Source organism: Aeromonas sp. 102P, from assembly GCF_051920345.1.
In the GTDB taxonomy this organism is placed as follows: Bacteria; Pseudomonadota; Gammaproteobacteria; order Enterobacterales; family Aeromonadaceae; genus Aeromonas; species Aeromonas veronii.
Genome location: NZ_JBQBCZ010000001.1, coordinates 3,522,282 through 3,544,476 on the forward strand (window position 1 = coordinate 3,522,282; position 22,195 = coordinate 3,544,476).

At 61.0% G+C, this 22,195-nt stretch carries 20 protein-coding genes; 7 read left to right on the forward strand and 13 right to left on the reverse strand.

Annotation, left to right across the window (positions count from 1 at the left end; all coding sequences use genetic code 11):
• Nucleotides 1–45: 45 nt before the first annotated feature.
• Nucleotides 46–945: a DMT family transporter gene (locus tag ACTG1K_RS16435; RefSeq protein WP_019446127.1), complete on the forward strand. Its 900-nt coding sequence runs from the start codon at nucleotides 46–48 to the stop codon at nucleotides 943–945.
• A 19-nt stretch (nucleotides 946–964) separates the two neighbouring features.
• Here ACTG1K_RS16435 and rsuA read toward each other — a convergent pair whose 3' ends face one another.
• Complete coding sequence (gene rsuA, locus ACTG1K_RS16440; RefSeq protein ID WP_064336826.1) at nucleotides 965–1,657, reverse strand: 16S rRNA pseudouridine(516) synthase RsuA; 693 nt, start codon at nucleotides 1,655–1,657, stop codon at nucleotides 965–967.
• Nucleotides 1,658–1,824: 167 nt separating this feature from the next.
• Between rsuA and ACTG1K_RS16445 the strand changes: the two genes are divergently transcribed.
• Nucleotides 1,825–3,024 carry an HD-GYP domain-containing protein gene (locus ACTG1K_RS16445; protein ID WP_005350638.1) on the forward strand — a complete coding sequence of 400 codons (1,200 nt, stop codon included), beginning with the start codon at nucleotides 1,825–1,827 and terminating at the stop codon, nucleotides 3,022–3,024.
• A gap of 17 nt (nucleotides 3,025–3,041) precedes the next feature.
• Here ACTG1K_RS16445 and ACTG1K_RS16450 read toward each other — a convergent pair whose 3' ends face one another.
• Together ACTG1K_RS16450 and fsa are read right to left on the reverse strand one after the other, a co-directional pair.
• Nucleotides 3,042–3,221: a hypothetical protein gene (locus ACTG1K_RS16450; RefSeq protein ID WP_005344504.1), complete on the reverse strand. Its 180-nt coding sequence runs from the start codon at nucleotides 3,219–3,221 to the stop codon at nucleotides 3,042–3,044.
• Between the two features lie 131 nt (nucleotides 3,222–3,352).
• Entirely contained in the window at nucleotides 3,353–4,006 is a 654-nt protein-coding gene (fsa, locus tag ACTG1K_RS16455; protein ID WP_252656797.1) for a fructose-6-phosphate aldolase, read from the reverse strand.
• Nucleotides 4,007–4,134: 128 nt separating this feature from the next.
• Between fsa and ACTG1K_RS16460 the strand changes: the two genes are divergently transcribed.
• From ACTG1K_RS16460 to ACTG1K_RS16475, 4 genes are all read left to right on the forward strand, one after another.
• Nucleotides 4,135–5,031, forward strand: a complete 897-nt coding sequence (locus ACTG1K_RS16460; RefSeq protein ID WP_252656798.1) for a glycyl-radical enzyme activating protein — start codon at nucleotides 4,135–4,137, stop codon at nucleotides 5,029–5,031.
• 4 nt (nucleotides 5,032–5,035) lie between these two features.
• Nucleotides 5,036–7,468, forward strand: a complete 2,433-nt coding sequence (locus ACTG1K_RS16465; RefSeq protein ID WP_440006047.1) for a formate C-acetyltransferase/glycerol dehydratase family glycyl radical enzyme — start codon at nucleotides 5,036–5,038, stop codon at nucleotides 7,466–7,468.
• Between the two features lie 94 nt (nucleotides 7,469–7,562).
• Nucleotides 7,563–8,309, forward strand: a complete 747-nt coding sequence (locus ACTG1K_RS16470; RefSeq protein WP_005350628.1) for a DeoR/GlpR family DNA-binding transcription regulator — start codon at nucleotides 7,563–7,565, stop codon at nucleotides 8,307–8,309.
• Nucleotides 8,310–8,436: 127 nt separating this feature from the next.
• Nucleotides 8,437–10,287 (forward strand): extracellular solute-binding protein, encoded by a 1,851-nt coding sequence (locus ACTG1K_RS16475; RefSeq protein WP_440006049.1) that lies wholly within the window; start codon nucleotides 8,437–8,439, stop codon nucleotides 10,285–10,287.
• 94 nt (nucleotides 10,288–10,381) lie between these two features.
• Here the strand turns inward: ACTG1K_RS16475 and ACTG1K_RS16480 are convergent, their stop codons facing one another.
• Together ACTG1K_RS16480 and ACTG1K_RS16485 are read right to left on the reverse strand one after the other, a co-directional pair.
• The gene (locus ACTG1K_RS16480; RefSeq protein ID WP_005334204.1) at nucleotides 10,382–10,774 is read right to left on the reverse strand and encodes a DUF2750 domain-containing protein; all 393 of its coding nucleotides are present in this window, start codon (nucleotides 10,772–10,774) and stop codon (nucleotides 10,382–10,384) included.
• Nucleotides 10,775–10,933: 159 nt separating this feature from the next.
• Entirely contained in the window at nucleotides 10,934–11,482 is a 549-nt protein-coding gene (locus ACTG1K_RS16485) for a hypothetical protein (protein ID WP_245095173.1), read from the reverse strand.
• Nucleotides 11,483–11,727: 245 nt separating this feature from the next.
• Between ACTG1K_RS16485 and ACTG1K_RS16490 the strand changes: the two genes are divergently transcribed.
• Nucleotides 11,728–11,976 (forward strand): TIGR02647 family protein, encoded by a 249-nt coding sequence (locus tag ACTG1K_RS16490; RefSeq protein ID WP_005334209.1) that lies wholly within the window; start codon nucleotides 11,728–11,730, stop codon nucleotides 11,974–11,976.
• On the opposite strand, the gene ACTG1K_RS16495 is transcribed toward ACTG1K_RS16490, so the two are convergent.
• The 8 genes from ACTG1K_RS16495 to ACTG1K_RS16530 all read right to left on the reverse strand — a co-directional run bounded on the left by ACTG1K_RS16495 (nucleotide 11,963) and on the right by ACTG1K_RS16530 (nucleotide 22,156).
• On the reverse strand, nucleotides 11,963–12,268 hold the full coding sequence (locus tag ACTG1K_RS16495) for a hypothetical protein (RefSeq protein WP_440006051.1): 306 nt from the start codon (nucleotides 12,266–12,268) through the stop codon (nucleotides 11,963–11,965). The genes ACTG1K_RS16490 and ACTG1K_RS16495 overlap by 14 nt on opposite strands.
• Nucleotides 12,269–12,358: 90 nt before the next feature.
• Complete coding sequence (locus tag ACTG1K_RS16500; protein ID WP_005302803.1) at nucleotides 12,359–12,568, reverse strand: cold-shock protein; 210 nt, start codon at nucleotides 12,566–12,568, stop codon at nucleotides 12,359–12,361.
• Nucleotides 12,569–12,776: 208 nt separating this feature from the next.
• Entirely contained in the window at nucleotides 12,777–13,877 is a 1,101-nt protein-coding gene (locus ACTG1K_RS16505) for a dihydrolipoamide acetyltransferase family protein (RefSeq protein ID WP_216979084.1), read from the reverse strand.
• On the reverse strand, nucleotides 13,874–14,860 hold the full coding sequence (locus tag ACTG1K_RS16510; RefSeq protein ID WP_268011315.1) for an alpha-ketoacid dehydrogenase subunit beta: 987 nt from the start codon (nucleotides 14,858–14,860) through the stop codon (nucleotides 13,874–13,876). Before ACTG1K_RS16510 ends, ACTG1K_RS16505 begins: the two co-directional genes overlap by 4 nt.
• Nucleotides 14,853–15,941: a pyruvate dehydrogenase (acetyl-transferring) E1 component subunit alpha gene (gene pdhA / locus ACTG1K_RS16515; protein WP_064338306.1), complete on the reverse strand. Its 1,089-nt coding sequence runs from the start codon at nucleotides 15,939–15,941 to the stop codon at nucleotides 14,853–14,855. Before pdhA ends, ACTG1K_RS16510 begins: the two co-directional genes overlap by 8 nt.
• A gap of 286 nt (nucleotides 15,942–16,227) precedes the next feature.
• Nucleotides 16,228–17,097, reverse strand: coding sequence for a hypothetical protein (locus ACTG1K_RS16520; RefSeq protein ID WP_157161065.1), 870 nt, complete (start codon nucleotides 17,095–17,097; stop codon nucleotides 16,228–16,230).
• A complete protein-coding gene (locus ACTG1K_RS16525) occupies nucleotides 17,094–21,083 on the reverse strand; it encodes an amino acid adenylation domain-containing protein (RefSeq protein WP_440006054.1) in 3,990 nt (1,329 codons plus the stop codon). Before ACTG1K_RS16525 ends, ACTG1K_RS16520 begins: the two co-directional genes overlap by 4 nt.
• A 125-nt stretch (nucleotides 21,084–21,208) precedes the next feature.
• On the reverse strand, nucleotides 21,209–22,156 hold the full coding sequence (locus tag ACTG1K_RS16530) for an IS481 family transposase (protein WP_440006056.1): 948 nt from the start codon (nucleotides 22,154–22,156) through the stop codon (nucleotides 21,209–21,211).
• Nucleotides 22,157–22,195 lie beyond the last annotated feature (39 nt).

Genomic DNA, 22,195 nt, shown 5'->3' on the forward strand with positions numbered 1-22,195 from the left:
GCCCGGGAGATGGAGTCTTTCGGGTTAATTTTTTCAGGAGTTTTTATGGGTTATGAGTGGCTGGCCCTCGCGTCGGCCAGTTTATGGGCAGTTGCAGCGCTTATTTCGGTCAAACCGGCCCGTCATCTCGGCGCATTTGCCTACAGCCGCTGGCGCATGTTTCTGGTCAGCCTGATGCTCGGCACCATGAGTCTGCTCACCGGTGGCTGGCAAACCCTCACCGCAAGCGCCCTGCCCCTGCTCGCCATCTCGGGGCTGGTCGGCATCTTCGTGGGCGATACCGCGCTGTTTGCCTGCATGAATCGGCTGGGGCCAAGACGCAGTGCCCTGCTCTTCTCCTGCCATGCGCTGTTTTCCGCCCTGCTTGGGCTGTGGCTCTTTAATGAACAGCTGACAGGCTGGCGACTGCTGGGGGCCATGCTGGTCTTTGCTGGCGTGATGCTGGCGATCCTGTTTGGCAGACGCAGTAGCAGCAACGAGTGGGAGCAGATCCGTGGCAATCTGGCGCTGGGAATTGGCCTTGGCCTGACGGCGGCACTGTGTCAAAGCGTGGGAGCCATCATCGCCAAGCCGGTGATGATGAGTGGTGAGGTGGATGCGGTGAGTGCATCGGGCATCCGGATGGGCAGTGCCCTGCTGGCCCACTGCGTCCTGCGGCTGGGGCGCTTGCCGCTGGCCATGCCGCTCAAACCGGTCAATCGCCATATCCTCGCCATGATTGCCACCAACGGTTTTCTGGCGATGGGGCTGGGGATGACGCTGATCCTGATGGCGCTGCGGCAGGGCGAGGTGGGCATGGTGGCCATTCTCTCCTCTACCACGCCGGTACTGCTGCTGCCGCTGTTGTGGTGGCACTCGGGGGAGCGGCCATCCATTGCCGCCTGGGCGGGGGCACTGATTGCCACCCTGGGCACGGCGCTAGTGCTGGGTTTCAGCACTCACTGACACCCGGCACCATCCCTGATCAGAACAGGGCAATCTCCTCAGCGGTCAGCTCGCGGTATTCACCGGGGGCCAGATCTTCGTCCAGCGTCAGACCGCCCACCCGCTCGCGATGCAAGCCAACGACCTTGTTGCCGATGGAGGCAAACATCCGCTTGACCTGATGGTACTTGCCTTCGTGAATGGTCAGTCGGGCCTCGCACTCGCCGAGAATTTCCAGCTGGGCAGGACGGGTTTTATCGGTCTCGTTACGCAGGTAGACCCCTTCGGCGAACAGCGCGATCGCATCCGGGCTCACCGGATCGGCCAGCCAGACGTGATAGGTCTTGGCACACTCGTGGCGCGGCGAGGTGATGCGGTGGGACCATTGACCGTCGTCGGTCACCAGCACCAGACCCGTGGTATCGAGGTCGAGGCGCCCCACTACATGCAGCTTGCCCATCGCCGGTTCATCCATCAGGAAGAAGACGGTCGGGTGATCCGGATCCTCGTTGGAGCAGACGTAACCTTCCGGCTTGTGCAGCATGAAATAGCGGTTGCGCTGCTCCAGCGTCAGCAGCACGCCGTCAAACTCGATCTGGCTCTGCTCATTGATATGAAAGGCGGGCTGCTTGACCACAATGCCATCCACCATGACCTCACCCTGACGGATCAGTTTGCCTGCCAGCGAGCGGGTCAAATCCGAACAATCGCACAGAAATTTATCAAGCCGCATTCACAACCTCGGAGTCCAACAAGTAAAGGGGCGTCATTATATCGGGCGGGGGCGACAACGCCACTGTTAAGGGGTGCCAATTATGACGAACTGGTCATCCGATGTTACACTTCTCCGGTGTGACCCATCCGAACGATACTCATAATAATAAGAGTCAGGAAGCCCTCATGAAGTCTCAAGCATCCTATCCCGTCATTCCCGTCAACCAGCTGAAACCCGGCATGTATGTCATTGCTATCGCCAGCCAGACAGGTGGGATGGAGATCGCCCAGATGGGCTTGGTGACCAGCGTGGCGCAAATTGCCAATCTGGTGCGTCAGGGGGTGCTCACGGTACGCATCGATCTGGCTCGCAGCAAGCTGGGCAGTGCCGAGAGTGACGCCGTTACCTCCCCCGATCTCAATGCCAACAGCGCCCAGGTAGGGCGCCGAGCCAGTGCCAACGGTGAAGGGCGGGAGCTTAAAATCCGCCGCCTCTATCAGGAAGCGCGCGAGCTGCAAGGCAAGTTCATTCGCCACCTCAAAGCGGGTGAGCCCATCGACATCACCCCGCTGGCCGAAGTCGCCGAAGAGATGGTGGACACCATGTTCACCCACGGCGATGCCATGCTCTGTCTGGCCCGTATTCGCGCCAAGGATGCCTACCTGATGGAGCACTCCATGAATGTGGCCATTCTGCTGGCCAACTTCGGCCGCTATCTGGGACTGGAGCGCAGCGTGCTCAAAGAGCTGACCCTGGGTGGCCTGCTGCACGACGTGGGCAAGATCATGACCCCGGACGAGGTGCTCCACAAACCGGGCAAGCTGACCGATGAGGAGTTCGCCATCATGCGTCAGCATGTGGTGCACAGTTACGAGATCCTCAGCAATACCCCTGGCATTACCCCCACCATGCTGGAGGTGGCCGCCAACCACCACGAGCGGCTCGATGGCTCCGGCTACCCGCAGCGGCTCAAGGGGGAGCAGCTCTCCCTCTATACCCGGATGAGCGGCATCGTCGATGTCTATGATGCCATCACAGCGGATCGGGTCTACAAAGCGGGTATGCAGCCGACCCAGGCCTTCCGCATTCTGCTCAAGGGAATCAATCAGCACTTTGATGCCGAACTGGTCACCAAGTTCATCAAGTGCATGGGAGTCTATCCGGTGGGAACCCTGGTACAGCTCTCAAACCAGCGCCTGGCTATCGTGATGCAGCGCAACGAGCAGCAGCCGCTCAAGCCGGTGGTCAAGGTGATCTATCACGCCACCCAGCGTCACTACCTCGACGTACAGTGGCTGGATCTGGCCAAGTCAGGGGTGCAGGAGAGCATCGAAAACACGGTCGACCCCAAAGAGTTTGGCATCAACCTCGCCAACTTCTTCTAATCCCTCACCTCGGATCTTCATGATTGGCGCTGGCTGTCGAGCCAGTGCCGGATCAGAAACTCCTCATCCAGCGGCGAGAGATCAAAACGCAGGCTGGCCTCTTCAATGGCGGCGATATCGTGCTGATGATGCTCGCTGAGCCAAAGCACCGCACGACGCAAATCTTCACCATGGGGGAGTAGCAGATGGTCGCTCATGGGATACCTCCGGTAGACAGCAAGGCGGCCAGCGAATGTAGCCACCTGTTTCAAGTCTAGTCGGTCAATCCCCATCACCCGCGCTTCTTCACCCTCCCCCCTCAATCACGGCAATCAGCTTGCCACCGGGATCAGCGACCGAAAGCGCGCAGCCAATCCTGATCGAACTTCACCAGCGCCGCATCCACCGCAGGCACGTTCAGCAGCTGCTCCGCCACATCGAGCGGCAAGGTAATCGATTGGCAACCCGCCAGCAGGCAGTCAAGCGCCTGACGGGGAGTGCGGAATGACGCCGCCAGCACCTTGCTGTTCGGTGCGTGCAGCGCAAGCAGCTGTTGCAGCTCCTGCACGGTGGCGATGCCATCGCCCCCCTGAGCATCCAGCCGGTTAACGTAGGGCGCGACATATTCCGCCCCCGCCACCGCCGCCAGCCAACCCTGCAGCGGGGTATAGACAGCGGTGCCCAAAGTCGGCACACCGTTGGCGGTCAGGCTCTTGATGGCCGCCAGCCCCTCTGAGCACACCGGGATTTTGATCACCAGATCCGGGTCCAGCTCACGCAGGGCAAATGCCTCGCGCACCATCTCGGTTTCGGTTTTGGCCATCACCTGGGCAAACAGGCGCGCCTTGGGGCCCAGCACGTCGCGCAGGGCGGGCAGCAGCTCACAGAGCGGCAATCCCCCGGCGGCGGTAATGGAAGGATTGGTGGTGACACCGGCCAACGGCAGGATCCGTGACCAGCGACGCACTGCCGCCACATCGGCGGTATCGAGATACAGCTCCATCTCTAACTCCTTAACGGGATGTTCAATATGTCACCATTCTAGCGATAAAACATCTGCAAATAGCTTGATCGAAATCAAATCAACTTTCGAACGAAAGCAAATAGAATGCAAATACAAAAGGAGGCGGTATGATTTTTGACCTGCAACGATATTCAACTCACGATGGCCCCGGCATTCGCACCCTGGTGTTTCTCAAGGGGTGCTCGCTGGCCTGTCTGTGGTGTCAAAACCCGGAAAGCCGCTCTCCCAAGCCGGACATACTACTCGACCGGCGCCAGTGCATCGAGGGATGCCAGCTCTGCAGCCAGGCTTGTCCGGCAATCTTGCGTGACAGCGAGGGCATCCAGCTCAGCCGTTCTGCCCTCAAGGCCGGCGATATGGAACGGCTGCGCGGCCTCTGCCCAAGCGAAGCGCTGCAGGTGTGCGGCCGCGATGAAACCCTGGACACCCTGATGGACACCATCTTGCGGGATCGCCCCTTCTTCGAGCGCAGCGGCGGTGGCATCACCCTCTCCGGTGGCGAGCCGTTTATGCAGCCCGACTTTGCCGCGTCCCTGCTGGCCCGCTGCAATGCCGAAGGGCTGCACACAGCGGTTGAGAGCTGCCTCCATGTGCCCTGGCACCAGATTGAGCCAAGTCTCCCCTCACTGGATCTGGTGCTGGCGGATCTCAAACACGTGGATAAAGAACGTTTCTTCCACTGGACCCGCGGCAAGGTGGATCTGCCCATCGCGAACCTCAAACGCCTCGCCGAGCACGGCGTGCCGATGCAGATCCGGGTGCCGCTCATTCCCGGCTTCAATGCCGACCGCGCATCGATCGAAGCCATCACCGACACCGCCGCCAGTCTCGGCACCGTGCAGGAGATCCACTTCCTCCCCTACCACACCTTAGGCGTGGGCAAATATGCCCTGCTGGATCTGCCCTATCAGGCGCCGGAGACACCGCTCGACGACCCCGATTTACTCCACTTTGCCCATGCATACGCCCAACGTCAGGGGCTGACCCCTGTGACCAGAGGATAAGATCATGACCCAGCTCGACCTCAATACCCTGAGCCCACGGATCCGCGCCCACAAAGAGAGCCTGATCCACATCGTTCAGCCGCCGGTCTGCACCGAGCGTGCCCGCCACTACACCGCGGCCTATCAGGCTCATCTCGCCCGGCCGCTGCCGGTGCGCCGCGCTCTTGCGCTGGCTCATCACCTCAAGGAGCGCACTATCTGGATCAAGCACGACGAGCTGATCGTCGGCAATCAGGCCAGTCAGGTGCGGGCGGCGCCGCTCTTTCCCGAATACACGGTGAGCTGGATTGAGAAGGAGATCGACGAGCTGGCAGACCGTCCCGGCGCCGGTTTTGCAGTCAGCGAAACCGACAAGGAGATCATCCACGCCCTCACCCCCTTCTGGCGCGGCCAGACGGTGCAGGATCGCTGCTTCGGCCTCTTTACCGACGAGCAGAAAGCGCTGCTGGAGAGCGGCATCATCAAGGCCGAGGGCAACATGACCTCGGGGGATGCCCACCTCGCGGTCAACTATGAGGAGCTGCTCACGCTGGGTCTCGATGGCTTCAAGGCCAAGGTGGCCGAGCGGCGCAGTCGGCTGGATTTGGCGGATTGGGCCGATCTGCAGCGCGAGCAGTTCCTGCACGCCGTCGCCATCACTCTGGATGCGGTCAGCGCTCACATCTCGCGCTACGCCGCCCTTGCCCATGATATGGCAGCACAAGAATCTCGCCCCGAGCGCCGAAACGAGCTTGAGACCATCGGGCTCAACTGCGCCCACATCGCCCACCAGCCCCCCGAGACCTTCTGGCAGGCGCTGCAGCTCTGCTACTTTATCCAGCTCATCCTGCAGATCGAATCCAACGGTCACTCGGTGTCGTTTGGCCGGATGGATCAGTACCTCTACCCCTGGTATCGCCGCGAGGTGGAATTGTCGGAATCCCTGCCTCGGACGCGCGCCATCGAGCTGCTGCAAGGGTGCTGGCTCAAGTTGCTGGAGGTGAACAAGATCCGCTCCGGCACCCACTCCAAGGCATCCGCCGGCAGCCCGCTCTATCAAAACGTCACCATCGGCGGCCAGAACTGGCGGGATGGCAGTGCCCATGACGCGGTCAACGGCCTCTCCTACGCGATTCTGGAGTCCTGCGGCCAGCTGAGATCCACCCAGCCCAACCTCTCGGTGCGCTACCATGCCGGGATGAGCGAGGATTTCCTCGACGCCTGCATTCAGGTGATCCGCTGCGGCTTTGGCATGCCCGCCTTCAACAACGACGAGGTGGTGATCCCCGAGTTCATCAAGCTCGGGGTGAGCGTGGAGGATGCCCACCACTACGCCGCCATCGGTTGCATCGAGACCGCCGTGCCCGGCAAGTGGGGCTATCGCTGCACCGGCATGAGCTTTATCAACTTCGCCCGCATCCTGCTGGCCTCCCTTGATGGCGGCCGCGATGCCACCACCGGCAAGGTATTCCTGCCCCAGCCCCAGTCGCTGCGAGACGGGAGCTTTGGCAACTTTGACGAGGTGATGGCCCGCTGGAACGATCAGGTGCGCTACTTCACCCGCAAATCCATCGAGATCGATTGTGTGGTCGACAGCGTGCTGGAGGCTCAGGCCCACGACATCCTCTGCAGCGCCCTGGTGGATGACTGCATCGAGCGCGGCAAGACCATCAAGGAGGGGGGCGCTGTCTATGACTGGGTCTCAGGTCTGCAGGTGGGGATCGCCAACCTGGGCAACAGTCTGGCGGCCCTGAAGAAACTGGTGTTCGAACAGGGGATAGTGGATCAGCAAGAGCTGGCCGAAGCACTCGAGCAAGATTTTTCAGGACTGGCGGGGGAGCAGCTGCGCCAGCGCCTCACCAATGCAGCCCCCAAATATGGCAACGATCTGGACGAGGTGGACCTGCTGCTGGTGCAGGCTTACCAGAGCTACATCGACGAGCTTAAGGGGTTGCACAACACCCGCTTCGGCCGTGGCCCCATCGGCGGCACCTACTATGCCGGCACCTCCTCCATCTCGGCCAACGTCCCCTTCGGTGCCGCCACCATGGCCACCCCGGATGGCCGCCACGCCCGCACGCCGCTGGCGGAAGGGGCCAGCCCCTCGTCGGGTTCGGATCGTCTCGGCCCGACGGCGGTGTTCAACTCCATCGGCAAGCTGCCCACGGCGGCCATCCTCGGCGGGGTGCTGCTCAACCAGAAGCTGAGTCCGGCGAGCCTTGAGAACGAGCGGGACAAGGCCAAGCTGATGAGCCTGCTGCGCACCTTCTTCGAGGTGCACAAGGGGTGGCACGTGCAGTACAACATCGTCTCGCGGGAAACCCTGCTGGCAGCCAAGGCCAATCCGGATCAATACCGGGATCTGGTGGTACGGGTGGCGGGCTATTCAGCCTTCTTCACCGCCTTATCCCCGGATGCGCAAGATGATATCATCGCCCGCACCGAGCACAGTCTCTGACGGGGCGCTCCCCATGGCGCCTGTGACGTCATATGATTGGCAAGCCACCCTCGGGTGGCTTTCCGCTATCCACCACCTTGCATGCGAGCGCACCATGAATCCACGCCACCAACTGATCCTCACTCTGGTCCATCAGGCTCGCAAGATGAGCGTGAGTGAACTCTCCCGACACACAGGTGTGTCTGAGGTGACGGTGCGCAACGACCTCACCGCGCTGGAGAAACAGGGACTGCTCAGACGGGTACACGGCTCGGCCATGGCGCTGGAGACCGATGACCCCGATGCCCGGATGAACATCAACTACCTGCTCAAGGAGCGCCTCGCCGAGCGGGCCGCCCAGCTGGTGGAAGATGGCGAAACGGTCTTTATCGAAGGGGGCAGTGCCAACGCCATGCTGGCGCGCCATCTGGCCCTGCACAAACGGGTCACCATCATCACCATCAGCAGCTATATCGCCCATCTGCTCAAAGATACCCCGGCTCAGGTGGTGCTGCTCGGCGGGCTGTTCCAGCATCAGAGCGAGAGCGTGGTGGGGCCGCTCACGCGCCTCTGCATCGAGCAGGTGCACTTCTCCAAGGCCTTTATCGGGGTCGACGGTTTTCATCCCGAGATGGGCTTTACCGGCCGCGACATGATGCGGGCCGACGTGGTCAACAGCGTGCTGGCCAAGGGGATGACCAATGTGGTGATCACCGACAGCAGCAAATTTGGCGCCATCCACCCGAGCCAGCTTGGCGCGCCGGGCCAGATCAACGTGCTGGTTACCGACGATGCCCTGCCCGCCCCCATGCGGGCAGCCATCGCGGCCAAGGGGATCACCCTGCACTGCGTTGCGGCCTAAGCCACCCGCTAATTCACGCTACTTCATTGACCTGACAGGATAAAATTTTCATGATGAGCCAGTCCCCATCGGGACTGACATCACCAGTGTGTGATCTGCAGGAAGCAGACTTCAGGAGAGCAAGGACATGCCATCGACCATCACAGCCGGGGAGCGCCGACTCTCCCCTATCATTCGCGCCACCGCCATCACCCTGACCCTGTGCTGGAGCCCGTTTGGCTGGAGTGCCACGCTGCCCGCCGACTTGAAGTGGGAGAGCAACAACCAGGATCCTCTCTATGCCGATCCGGCCGCCAAGCGCGGCGGCACCTTTCGCACCTTTATGACCAGCTTCCCCCTGACCCTGCGCAAATATGGCCCCGACTCCAACGGCGGCTTTGCCGGTTACGTGCGGGAAACCAACCTGCCACTGCTGAGCACTCATCCCGTCACCGGCAACCCCATGCCGATGCTGGCAAACGAGTGGGCCTTCGGCGCCGACAACAAGACCCTCTATTTTCGCATCAATCCCAAGGCGCGCTGGTCAGACGGCCAGCCGGTCACCGCCGATGACTGGCTATTTACCCTCAAGATGATGCGCAGCAAAGAGATCAACGACCCCTGGTACAACAACTACTACAGCACCCAGATAGCAGACATCACCAAGTTTGATGATCACACCCTGGCCATCACCAGCGGCACCGAAAAGAGCCGCCAGGATCTGCTCGAGTCACTGCCCATCAGCCCGGAGCCGAGCCACGCCATCAAGCTCACCGCCAACTGGGTCAAGGAGTACAACTGGAAGGTGTTGCCAGTCACCGGCCCCTATCAGATCGATCAGGTGAAAAAGGGCAAATCGGTCACCTTCAAACGGGTTGAACACTGGTGGGGGGATGACGAGCGCTACTTCCAGCATCGCTTCAATCCTGCGCGGATCGAGATCAAGGTGCTCAGGGATCTGAACATCGCCTGGCAGCACTTCCTGCGCGGCGATCTCGACACCTTCCCGCTGGTGATGCCCAACTGGTGGCACGACAAGACCAAAACCGCCGAGTTCGAGAAGGGGTATATCGCGCGCACCTGGTTCTACAACCAGACTCCGCAATCGCCGATGGGGCTCTATCTCAACACCGCCGATCCACAGCTGAATAATCTCGATGTGCGGCTCGGGGTCCAGCATGCCCTCAACCTCGACAAGATGCTCACCACCCTGCTGCGGGGGGATTACCAGCGACTCAACAGTTATGGCTCAGGTCAGGGTGAGTTTACCAACAGCGAGATCAAGGCCCGTCCGTTCGATCCCAAACTGGCGCGGGAATACTTTGCCAAGGCAGGCTTTAACAAAGTGGGGCCGCAGGGGATTTTGCAAAACGACAAGGGGCAGTCACTGACCCTCGCCATCACCTACACCACCGCAGAGCATGCCCAGCGGCTCACGCTGTTGCGGGAAGAGGCCAAGAAGGCGGGGCTTAATCTGGAGCTCAACCTGATGGATGCATCGGCCGGTTTCAAATCGATGCTGGAGAAAAAGCACCAGAGCGCCTGGATGGCCTGGGCGGGCAGCCGCTATCCTGCCTATTGGGAGTTCTTCCACAAGGTCAACGCCAACAAGCCCCAGACCAACAACATCATGAACATCGATGACGATGCCATCACGGCCTTGGTGGAGCAGTATGACAAGGAGTTCGACTTTGCCAAAAAAGCTGCCCTGTCACGGCAGATCCAGCAGCGGCTCTATGAGCTGGCCAGCTTCGTGCCTGCGTATCAGGTGCCCTACACCCGGGAAGGGGCATGGCGCTGGATCAAACTGCCAAAAGTACCAGCAACCCCCAAGAGCGAGCAACTCTACTGGCCCCTCGGTGGCGACAACAGCGGTTACAGCTATGGCGGTCTGCTGTGGATTGATGAAGAGCTAAAATCCGAGACCAGGGCAGCCATCAAGAGCGGCAAGACCTTCCCGGCCGAGCCCATCATCGACACCACCTATCGCCAGCCCTGATAGCCACAACTCGTTTGGCAAACAGACCAAAAACAAAGACCCCGCCAGATAGCGGGGTCTTTGTTGGCAACCGGTGTTGCGAATAGCTCGGTGATCAGCCGCGCTTGGCCTGCTTCTCGGCAATGGCGTCAGCCACGTCAGCCGGCTCCAGTACGATGCCTTCCTGATCCGGGGTCGGGAACACGGCAACACACAGCTCGTCCTGCTCCATACCGTCAACCCAGCGCTCCAGCCATACCTTCAGGGTGATGGACTGCGGCTTGCAATCGGCCCATTCGCCTTCGGCCCACGCCTTGGCGTACTCCGGGTGCGGCCATACCGGGATGCAATCTTCATCGTCGGTGGTCAGCATCATGACGCCATGCTCGTCTGTCAGGACGAACAGCTCTTCATGCTCGACCAGCTTGCTGATGAAGTGATCGTAACGGTAATCAGCGTTCAGTTGCAGCGCAGCATTGCGCTCGGTGTCGCTCAGTTCATAGCTCATTGGCCAAGTCTCTCTCTCGATAAAGGGCGCCATGTTCACATCTTGTCGTCAGCTTGTCCAGCTTGCAGCCCCTTGGCACCGGATGGGGAGGACAATGACGCAAATAAGGATAGAGCAGCCTCCTCGATAGCGAGGCCGCCAGCCATCATATTGCCCCTTTTACAAGGCAGGGGTGATCAGCTCCACATCAGGCTGCTCGCTCAGCTTTTGCCGCAGCCAGTAGGCGGACTCCACCTCGACAAAGCAGAGCAGATCCCGGCCATTGGCCGCCATCGCCATCAGCTGCTCAAAACGCAGCTGTTGTTGCTGCTCCCAGGCGGCAGCGAGTTTGGCACCATGGGCCTCATCCACCACTTCGCGGCGCAACTCGAACAGGTTATCGGTGATCGGGCTGTTGATCTTGGCGGCGGTGTGCCAGTACATCAGCAGGTTGTCCATCATCTCGCTGTCGTAGTTGGCCAGTGCATCCAGCTCGGGTGTATCACCGCTATCGCTGGCGGCAAAATCGCACCAGCCCGCATCGAGTGACGCCAGCTCATGAGCCCCCTTGGCATGCTTGCGTAACAGCGCAATGTCGGCCCCCTGGCGTGCAGGTAACCACACCTCGCCCTGATGGGCATCCAGCAGGGACGTCAACGAAGCAGCGGGGTAAACCGGAAAGCGGGTACAAAGTGAATGCAGCAGGGATACCAGAGTGATCTTGACCATGAGCGATACCTTGAACAGGGCGAACAGCCACCAATAGACCGTCCGATATAAAGAAGTGCCCTATCCTACCACGTTTGGTCCGGCTCGGCCCTTGGCGAAGCTGTCAGCCAACCATCTGATTACGCCGAAAAAAACAGCATTTGAAACGCAGCATCCAGTCAAAGGTCAATAATTTGAGCCAGCGCCCACTAAAGTGGATCCGGGGATGCTAGTTTGCATACATCTTTAGCGTAAGGAGTAAATCCATGATTGGGATCGACCAGGTTTCTAACGAATTCGTGAACGATTTGAAAATACTGGCATGCTTTGATCCGGCCAACATGAGCCTGGGGATTAAATTACGCAGCGATATGTCTGAAGAGTTGTGCCAAGCGGCAGCCCGTCTGCATCAACAGGGCCTCATCAGCGCAGAAGATGGCGGCTATCTCACCCCGTTTGGCATGACCATGGTTGAACACCTGCAACATCTGCTGGTCGCACTCAAACCGCTTTGACCGGCTGTGGTGCCCAAAGTGAAAAGTTGAGTAGCTCCCAGCGCTCCCCTTGGTGCAGATGACAGGCAAACAGCAAAGGACCTTCGGGTCCTTTTACTTTGCCATCCACCAGCCACTCCCCTTCCCTTTCAGGCACCAGTCGCGCATTTACCTCATCGGGTTGCTGTGCAGTGCCCACCCGGACCTGGACAAATTGCTGGCAGATCACCTGCGCTTCCATCGCGGATTGAACCGGTACCGGCGCATCGGACGTCGGAGTCAAGGTGGCAGCAAGCAGGAGCGATAGCAGCATGATTCAGCACATAGGAATTAGTAGCAAAAGCCATATAAACAAAAAGCCGTGGCACCAGAGGTACCACGGCTTTCTTAAATTCTGTAAGAATTACAGAGCGGTTACGTTCTCAGCCTGCGGGCCTTTCTGACCTTGGGTCACAGAGAACTGTACGCGCTGACCTTCAGCCAGGGTACGGAAACCGTTACCTTGAATGGCGCTGAAGTGAACGAAAACGTCCGGGCCGTTTTCTTGCTGGATGAAGCCAAAACCTTTGGTTTCGTTGAAAAACTTAACGGTACCGGTGATCATGTTAGACATATCTTTTAAACCTGTATTCAAAATAATTACTTATGCTTTTCAGCGGGTAAAGCTCAAAAAACGGGATTAACTTATGAACAACAGGACAAGATGTGAAACATCGTATTCATTGACATAACTATCGCCCTTTCAAGCTGATTTTGATTATACGTGGCTTTGTAGATTACGCAAACAAATTTGTGCCCTGCCAATGACAGGGCACAAACCGTTATAAGGTGGCCGCTTCCAACGCTTCGACCAGCGCTCTGAGAAAACGAGCCGCCTCCCCGCCAGTACAGGCTCTGTGGTCAAATGTCATCGACAGCGGCAATGCCCTGACGGGGCGAGCCTCCCCATGGATGAACACCACTTTTTCGAACAGTTTGCCTGCCCCTATGATGGCCACCTGCGGCGGCGTGACGATGGGGCTGGCATAACGGCCTGCAATGGCACCGAAGTTGGTGAGCGTAATGGTCGCCCCCTGCAACATCTCGCGCGGCACGGCGCGCGCCTTCACATCGGCGATCATCCGATCCAGCCCCTGCCGGATATCTGCCCCCTCCCGCTCGGCCACGTTCTCCATCACCGGCACATAGAGGCCATGCTTTGAATCCACCGCGATGGCCACATTGACCTCTTTAAACAGACGCCGTGACAGGGTGTCGCCATCGAACCAGGCGTTCATCGAGGGCTCGGCGCGGCACGCCACGCCAATGGCCTTGATAAGGCGCACCGTCACATCCTCATCAGGCCGCCAGTGACGCAAATCCACCTCGTCGGTGATGCTGACCGGTACCACAGTCTGATGAGAGAGCTCCATCGCCTTGGCCATGGCCCTCCGCGACCCTTTGAGGAATTCGTTGCCACTGCTCTGCTGGGCCTCGAATGCCTGCTGCACATCCAGCTCGGTCACCATGCCGCCGCTGCCACTTCCCTTGATCCGGTCGATTTCCAGACCCAGCTTCTGCGCCAGCAGGCGCACGGCAGGCATAGCTTGCACCAGCGATCCCCCCGGGGTAATGGCCCCTACCACAAAGTGATCCTCGATATGTTGCTGATGGGCGCTCACCTTGCCTACTACGGTGCCATCATCTTCGCCCCCCTCGAACTCCACCAGCGGCGCACCGATATGGAGGATATCTCCCTCGGCGCCGCAGAGACGGGCAATCACCCCGGCCACCGGAGAGGGCACATCCACCAGCGCCTTGGCCGTTTCCACCGACAAGAGCACCTGATCGACAGCAACGGTATCACCGGCACTCACCTTCCATTCGACGATCTCGGCTTCGGCCAACCCTTCACCCAGATCCGGTAATTTGAAAAATTTCATAGCCACTGGTTCTCCATCAGCTGGTGAGCGGCATCGGCGATATCCTGCTCGGTGATGAGGTAATACGCTTCGTTGCGATAGTAGGGGACGGCGGCATCCACCCCGGTCAACCGTTTGGGTGGCGCCTTGAGGCAGGGAAGTGCCTGCTCGGTCACACGCGCTACAATTTCGGCCCCGACCCCGAAGCTGCCACACGCCTCGTGTACCACCAGCAACCGGCCGGTCTTGCGTACCGAGGTGAGGATGGTCTCCATATCCAGAGGCTTGATGGTGGCCAGATCCAGCACCTCGCACTGGATATCCTGCTCGGCCAGCAGGTTCGCCGCCCGCATCACCTCCTGAATGCAGGCCCCCCAAGCCACTACCGTGATATCCCGGCCCGGGCGCAGGGTGAAGCAGACATCCAGCGGCAGGCCGACACCGTCATCCACCACCTCGGATTTCATCGAGCGATAGATGCGGTCAGGTTCGAAAAACATCACGGGATCCGGATTACGGATGGCCGAGAGCAGCAAACCATAAGCGCGCCTCGGGCTGGAGGGGATCACCACCCGCAACCCCGGAATATGGGCAAACAGCGCCTCGACACTCTCGCTGTGGTGTTCCGGCGAGTGAATGCCCGCGCCATAAGGGGAGCGATAGACAAGGGGACAGGAGAGACGGCCACGGGTACGGTTTCGCATCCGCGCCGCCTGACAGATGATCTGCTCCATCCCGGGGAAGATGAAACCCTGAAACTGGAACTCAGCCACCGGCTTGAGCCCCTGAGTGGCCATGCCAACCGCCACCCCGGCGATCAATCCCTCGGCCAGCGGCGTGTCGATCACCCGCTTGAAACCGAACTTATCGCGCAGTCCCACTGTGGCGCGAAACACCCCGCCGTTGACTCCCACATCCTCGCCGAGTACCACCACATCAGGGTCGTGCTCCATCTCGTAGTGAAGGGCCATGTTGACCGCTTCCAGCAAACTGATCTCACTCATGGCCAACCTCCTGCTTCATCCCCTTGGCAATGACTCGCTCGCGCTGGGGCAAGAGTTCGGCGGGCAGGCTGGCGTAGTGATAATCGAGCATCGCCTCCGGCGGCTGGGGCGCCATCGCCTCATAACGGGCGACCGCTTGCTCCACCTCTCGGGTGGCTTCCGCCAGCAGGCTCTGCTCCTGCTCTTCATCCCACCACCCTTTGCTATGCATAAACTGGCGCAGCCGCTTGACCGGCTCTTTCGCCCAGGCGGCCTCGACCTCGGCCCCGTCGCGATAGCGAGTGGCATCATCGGCCGTGGTGTGATCGCCTAGACGATAACTGACCGCTTCTATCAGGGTCGGCCCCTTGCCGCTGCGGGCCCGTTCGACGGCACTGCGGGCAGCATCGTAGACCGCCACCACATCATTGCCATCCACCTGCAGACTGCGCACCCCGGCGCCAATCCCCTTCTGGGCCAGCGTAGGAGCGCTCGATTGCAGTTTGCGTGGCACCGAGATGGCCCACTGGTTGTTGTTGACGATGATGACCATCGGCAGGTGCCAGACACCGGCGCAGTTGAGCCCCTCCAGAAAATCCCCCTTGGAGGTGCCGCCATCGCCGATAGTGACTACAGCGACGCGCGGTTGATTACGCAGTTTGAAGGCAGAGGCAATGCCGCAGGCGTGAGTGATCTGGGTGGCGATGGGGACACAGATGGGGAGATCTTCAGAGGGGGTCCCATCGGGTTTGAGAAAATAACTCCCCCGCTCGTCACCGCCCCAATATTGCAGGTTTTTCTCCATCGGTACGCCCCGCACATAGAGGGTGGGCATGTCCCGATAGTAGGGGACGTAGACATCCTGCGGCTGCATGGCCAGACCAATGCCAATCCCCACGGCTTCTGCGCCGAGATGAGAGGGAAAAGTACCGAGTTTGCCGGTTCGTTGCAGCGCTATCGCTTTTTTGTCATAGCTGCGCACCATCACCATATTGCGGTAGAAGGTGTGCAGTATCGCCTTGTCCAGCCAGGTCGGTAAGGTGGCGACCGGGCACCCTTCCGCATCGAGGTAACGAAGGAAAGGGATGTCGACATGGGTCATAACTGGCTCCTTGCCGTTGTGAGCGTCACCGATGCTGGTGACACCTAGATGTAAATACCTTGTTAAATAAAAAGCAAAGGGATTTAGTCAGGTAAGACCAGTAGAAACTTCTTTAAAGTAGCGAAGGAGCTGAATTTTCGGCGATGAGTGGCAAGGTATGCCGTAAATGGTGCAACTTTGCAGCGCTGAACGCAGGATGCCAAATGTGAAAAAGGGGAGCCTGGCTCCCCCCATTGGGTTGTTTCAGTTAGCTGTTACTTCTGTCAGGGGTGACTCCAACCAGCAGTTACGCCAGCCAGTGTTGCAGCTGGCGGGCCATGCCAACTGGCAGCAAGTGAACGCGGCTTAGCAAGTGGCTGCGCCAGGGCTCGGCCAGCAAGGTCGGGCAAATTCGTATCTCCCGTCCCCGGTCAGCCACGCGCACCAACCGATCGATGAGGGTCTCCAGCGGCGGATGCACCGGCCAGTGAGGATAGAGGTCAGCAGTTGTGATATCGGCCAACTCGCACACCCGCTCCTCTTTCTCATCTCCCTTCCCAGCAACCATTGGCCAGGGGTGAAGGACATGCAGCCAGCCCGGCCGTGCCACCTCCAGCAACTGGCCCAGCGTCGGCTGCGCAAAGTGGGGATCCCCTGCGGCTTTGAGCAGATGGCGCGCCCCCGCCAGCACCACCACGCCGCGGGCGGGAAGTGCAAGAAGATAGTCGGCCAGCGCCTGATCCCGCCCCCTGTTGTGTTGCTGCCACCGCTCCGGGCTCATCTCCTGCCACTCGAATGAGGGCTCGCAGAGATGCACCCGCAGCCGCATATGTTCAGGGCGCACCAGATTGCTCTGGCGCAGAGCGGAAAAGAGAGCCGGAAACTCGGGGGCCATCCAGGCAGGAAAGGCGCAAGAGTCAAGCCAGACCGGATAGAGCCGTGCCAGCGTCAGCGGCTCCCCCTGCCAGCTCTCCTGCCCCGTCAGCCAGGCATCGAGCAAGCCCTGATGGCGGCGGTTGCCGCACTCCAGCACCAGATCGGTCATGACTCCCCAGAGCGCCGGATCACACAACCAGGCGTGCTGGCGCCGGATAAAATCTGGGTGCCAGTGCGGCTCCCCCAGCCCCACCAGCTTGCCCGCCTGCAAGGCTTCCCGGATGGCGGCAACCGGAGTCATGCGTCCCCCTCCTGCCGGATGTGCGGTTGTTGCCCAACCCCATCGACCCGCTCACAAATAAGGGCGCCGATCTTCGCCAACCAGTCGGGATGCACCATCTCCTGATGCAGACAGGGGAAGCGCTCATAGCGGATCTCCCCTTTTGTCAGCGACTCCCAGCCGCGCCCATCCAGCCAGGGCTGGCGAGAAGCTGACGCCTCGATAAAGATCACCTCCCCGTGGTAGCAGTAGTCGACCGGCTCACGGATCAGCCGGTTGTTGTGGCCCACCAGCTCAATCATGGCGCTCACCACCTGCTCGTCGAGCATGGCCAGCGCACTCCCCTCCGCCCCCAGTCGGGCCACCACCTCGTCACGAGTAAGGGAATCGAGCGCATCGTCCGCAACCGCAATCCCCCCCATTCGCAGCAGCGCATCGAGCATCCGCTGCTCGTCGGGCAGCGGCTGGGTCTGCCACTGCAGGCAGGGGTAGGCGTCGAGCAGCAGCACCATGGCCACCTCTTGTCCCTGCTCTTGCAGCATGGCGGCCATCCGGTGCACCAGCATGCCCCCGAGCGACCAGCCGAGCAGCCAGTAGGGCCCCTCGCTCTGCTGACGACGCAGCTCGGTCACATAGTCGAGTGCCAGCTCGTCGAAACTGGCGGGCAGCGGGGCATCCGGCTGACAAAGCGCCCGCGCCTGCAGGGCATAGACCGCCATGTCGGTCGGCAGATGGGGCACCAGTGGCGCATAACACCAGCCGAGCCCCCCTGCGGGGTGGACGCAAAAGAGAGTGGGGCACGATGTGCCAGACTGCGCACCATGCGCCCGCAGGGGCAACAGCATGGGCATCGCCTCCCGCTCGCCGCCAAGACGACGCGCCAGCTGGGCAGGGCTCGGAGCTTCGAACAGACTGGCCAGAGTGAGACCCTGTCCTATTGATTCCTCAATACGCACCACCAGCTGCGCCGCCAGCAGGGAGTGGCCACCGAGGGCAAAGAAGTTATCGTCGGCGCCGACCCGCGCCAGCCCCAGTATCTCGGCGAAGAGGCGACAGAGCCGCTCCTCCAGCAGGGTTTTCGGCAGTGACTGACCCACCGCCGACTCCATGTCGGGCAGCGGCAGCCCCTTGCGATCCAGCTTGCCATTGGGGGTAAGCGGCAGTTCGGCCAGGTTTACCAGGAGCCCCGGCACCATGTAGTCAGGCAAGGCAGCGCCAAGGATGGGTACCAACTCGGCCAGCGTCAACTCGCTGCTATCTGCGGCCACCACGTAGGCCACCAGACGGCGATCGCCGAGGGAAAATTCGGGGGCCAGCACCACCGCCTGCGCCACCCGGGGATGGCGCAGCAGCACCTGCTCGATCTCCTCCAGTTCGATGCGTTGACCACGGATCTTCACCTGAAAATCGAGGCGCCCCAGATACTCGATGGCGCCATCCTCGCGCCAAGCGGCCAGATCGCCGCTGCGATAGAGTCGTCCCGCTCCGAAGGGGTTGACAATAAAGCGCTCGGCGGTGAGTTCGGGCTGGCCAAAGTAGCCCTCCGCCACCTGTACGCCGCCGATCCAGAGCTCCCCCGCCACCCCGGGCGGCACCGGCTGCAACCAGGGGTCGAGAATGTGGATGCTGGTATTCCAGACCGGATAGCCGATGGGCACGCTGGTCACCACCTCGTCTGCCCGGCAGGGATACCAGGTGACATCCACCGCAGCTTCGGTCGGGCCATAGAGGTTGTGCAGGGGGGCTGAAAATGTTCCATACCAGCGCTGCACCAGATCGGCAGGCAGCGCCTCGCCGGAGCAGAAAACCTGGCGCAGGGCGCGGCAACGTGCAGGCTCGGCTTGCGCGACGAAGATCTGCAGCATGGAGGGGACAAAGTGCAAGGTGGTGATCCCGGCCTGCTCAATCAGCTCGGCAAGGTAGGCGGGATCCTTGTGGCCGCCCGGTTTGGCGAGCACCAGCCGCGCCCCGGTCATAAAGGGCCAGAAAAACTCCCAAATGGAGACATCGAAACCGGCCGGGGTCTTTTGCAGCACCCGATCCGCCGGGCCGATGGGATACATATGCTGCATCCAGAGCAGCCGATTGACGATGGCGCCATGGCTCACCACCACCCCTTTGGGCCGACCGGTCGAGCCGGAGGTGTAGATGATGTAGGCCGCATCTTCCGGTTTGGGGGCTGGCAGCTCACAAGGTGCTGTCGTTGCCAACTCTACCGCCGCCAGCTGCTCTGCCACACCGGGGGCATCGAGGCAGACAAGTGGCGCGGCCACGTCGAGCGGCATCTGAAGCGTACGGCTGGTCAACACCAGCGCAGGATCGCTGCTGGCGAGAATGTAGCCGATCCGCTCCGCCGGATAGTCCGGGTCAACGGGCACATAGACGGCACCTACCGCCATGATGGCCTGCTGGGCGAGAATCAGCTCGGGAGAGCGCGGGATCACTACCGCCACCCGACAACCGGGGCCCACGCCCCTCCCCGCCAGATAGCAGGCTAGCTGACGGGTACGCTGGCGCAGCTCGGCCACACTCCAGCGCTCGGCGCCACACTCCAGCGCGATGGCGCTCTGATCTGCCGCCGCCAGCCCCTCGGCCAGCAGTGCGCTCAGGGTGGTGGTCGGCAACGGATGGTCGGTCTGGTTCCAGCGCGCCAGCTCAGCCTGCTCGCAGGGCAGCAGCAGCGGCAAACGCACTGCCAGGGCCTCGTCACCCGCCTGACTCCAGGCCGCCAGATAAGCTACCAGCCGGGCCAGATGACGTTCACTCTCCTGTTGGCTGAAGCGCCCCTGATGTGCTTCGAGGGTCAGGGTCATAGCGCCAGCCTCCTCGGCAAAGTAGAAGGCGCACTCCTCCACCGGCCCCGCCGCCAGCACCTCTACCTCGCCACGAACCTGGTTGTGCCCTTCACCAAAGCTGAGGGTGCGGGCAAAGGGCATCAAATTGACCTGAGGGCCAAACAGCGGCTGGCCCGGCTGACGCTGTTGCAACCACTCCTGACGGCAGCGCTGATGACGGCGCAGGGCGGCAAATTGCCGCTCGACCTGTGCTAGCAACTCCCCTACCCGGCTGGTGCCGCTCAGCTCGATGCGCAGGGGCACCACATTGACCTTCATGCAGGGGGTATCGGCCGCCACTGAGCCTAGCCTCCCCATCAGCGGAATACCTAGCACCACCTCGCCAGCGCCGCTCATTCGCTGCACATAGCTGGCCACTGCCGCCAGCAGCAGGCTGTAGGGGTGGCAGGCCGAGCGACTCGCACGCTCTACCAGTGCCTGCCACTGGTGGCCAGCAAGCCGCTGTTCAAGACGATATGTGGGGCCAGGCCCTTGCGCCGGACGGCGGGAGAGCGACGCAGGACTCTCCACCCCGGCCAGCTGCTGCACGAAGAAATCGCGATCCCGCGCGGCGCGCGGCGAATCCTGATAGGCCGCCTCTTCTGCCAACAGTTCCTGCTGGGTCGCATAACGGCAGGGGGCTGGCTGCTCGCCGGCGCAGAGCGCCTCATACCAGCTCGCCACCCGCTGGCAGAGCAGGCTCAGGCCAAAGCCATCGATGGCGATATGGTGCACGGTAATAAACCAGGCCCACCGCCCCTCGCCAAGGCGATAGAGGGTGGTGGCAAACAACGGCCCCCCGGCCAGATTGAAGGGGACGGCCAGCTGCGCACGCATCTCGACCTGCGCGGCCGCAAGCGGATCGGCTTCGCTGCGCAGATCCCGCTCCGCCAGCTGCCAGCAAGCGGGGTTGGCCACCATCTGAGGGCCATCAGCAGTGGCCACAAAGGCGCAGTGCAGACCGGGGATCTCGTCGATAGTCTGGCGCACCGCGCGGGTGAAGTGATGGGGAGCCAGCGCCCCCTCCAGCAGCCAGTACTCGCCGGTATTGCAGGCGGGGCTCTGCGGGTATTTTTGCTGGGCAAACCAGATGCCAGCCTGAGCTGTGGTTAGCGGCCAGCGCGGGTGCTCACCGCGCTGGTGGGTGGCGCGCATCGCCATTGTCTGTTCCATGGGAATGTCCTTGCGCAAACATCGGGCGGGCAGCGGCTTGCCCCTGCCCGCATGGCTGAAAAGCGAGGAGGCAAAGCCTCCTGCATAAAGAGAGTGTCACGCCTGCCAGATCGGCAGCACGTGGGCTAGATGTGTAAACCCACCAGGTTGTTCACAGATTGAAGACGACTGATGGGGGGCTGGTAGCCCAGACTGGCATGAGGACGATGCCAGTTGTACTCATGCAACCACGGTTGCAAGTGCTCTGCCCGTTGCTCTGACGAGTCATAGCTCCGTGCATAAGCCCACTCACGCAGGGCGGTCTGAATGAAGCGCTCTGCTTTGCCATTGGTTTGTGGTGTGTAAGGCTTGGTGCGCAGATGCTTGAGCCCCAGCCGACGACACAGCTTCTGGAAGCGTTTCGACCGGTAACAGGCTCCATTGTCCGTGAGTAGCCGACTGAAACAAATGCCGAGCCCGGCGTAGTAGCGAAGTGCCTGTAACAGCGCCAGGCAGGCACTGCGTCCCGTTTCATCAGGATGCAGAGCGCTGAACGCCACACGGGAGTGGTCATCAATCGCCACATGAACACACTCCCACCCTGCGCCGCGTGAGTCCTTGCTGCGGTCGCCGGTGATACGATGGCCGGGACGGTGGAAACGCCCCAACTTTTTGATGTCCAGATGCAGCAAGTCACCCGGTTTCTCATGTTCATAGCGTTGTACTGGAACAGCTGGGGCCAGATTGGCCAATCGATGAAGTCCCATGCGCTGCAAGATGCGGGCGACAGTACTGTGCCCTATGCCCAGATATTGGCTGATGTGCCGATAGGTCCGTCGCTGCTTGCGCAGTTCGATAATCCTCTGCTGGCGCTGGTCATCAATGGCATGAGGGCAAGATGCGGGTCGAGAAGAGCGATTGTACAAACCATCAGGTCCCTCCTGGCGATATCGAGTGAGCCACTTGTAAGCGGTGCGGATACTGACCCCGGCAGCGTGAGCGGCCTCTTCAACGCGCAGGCCCTGCTCAAGGATACGCTGGACAAGAAGCTGTCGACCAAAGACGGTTAATCGGGCATTTTTATGATTGTTCACTCGGGCACCTCGGATGATTGGTTTGGTTGGTGCCTCCAA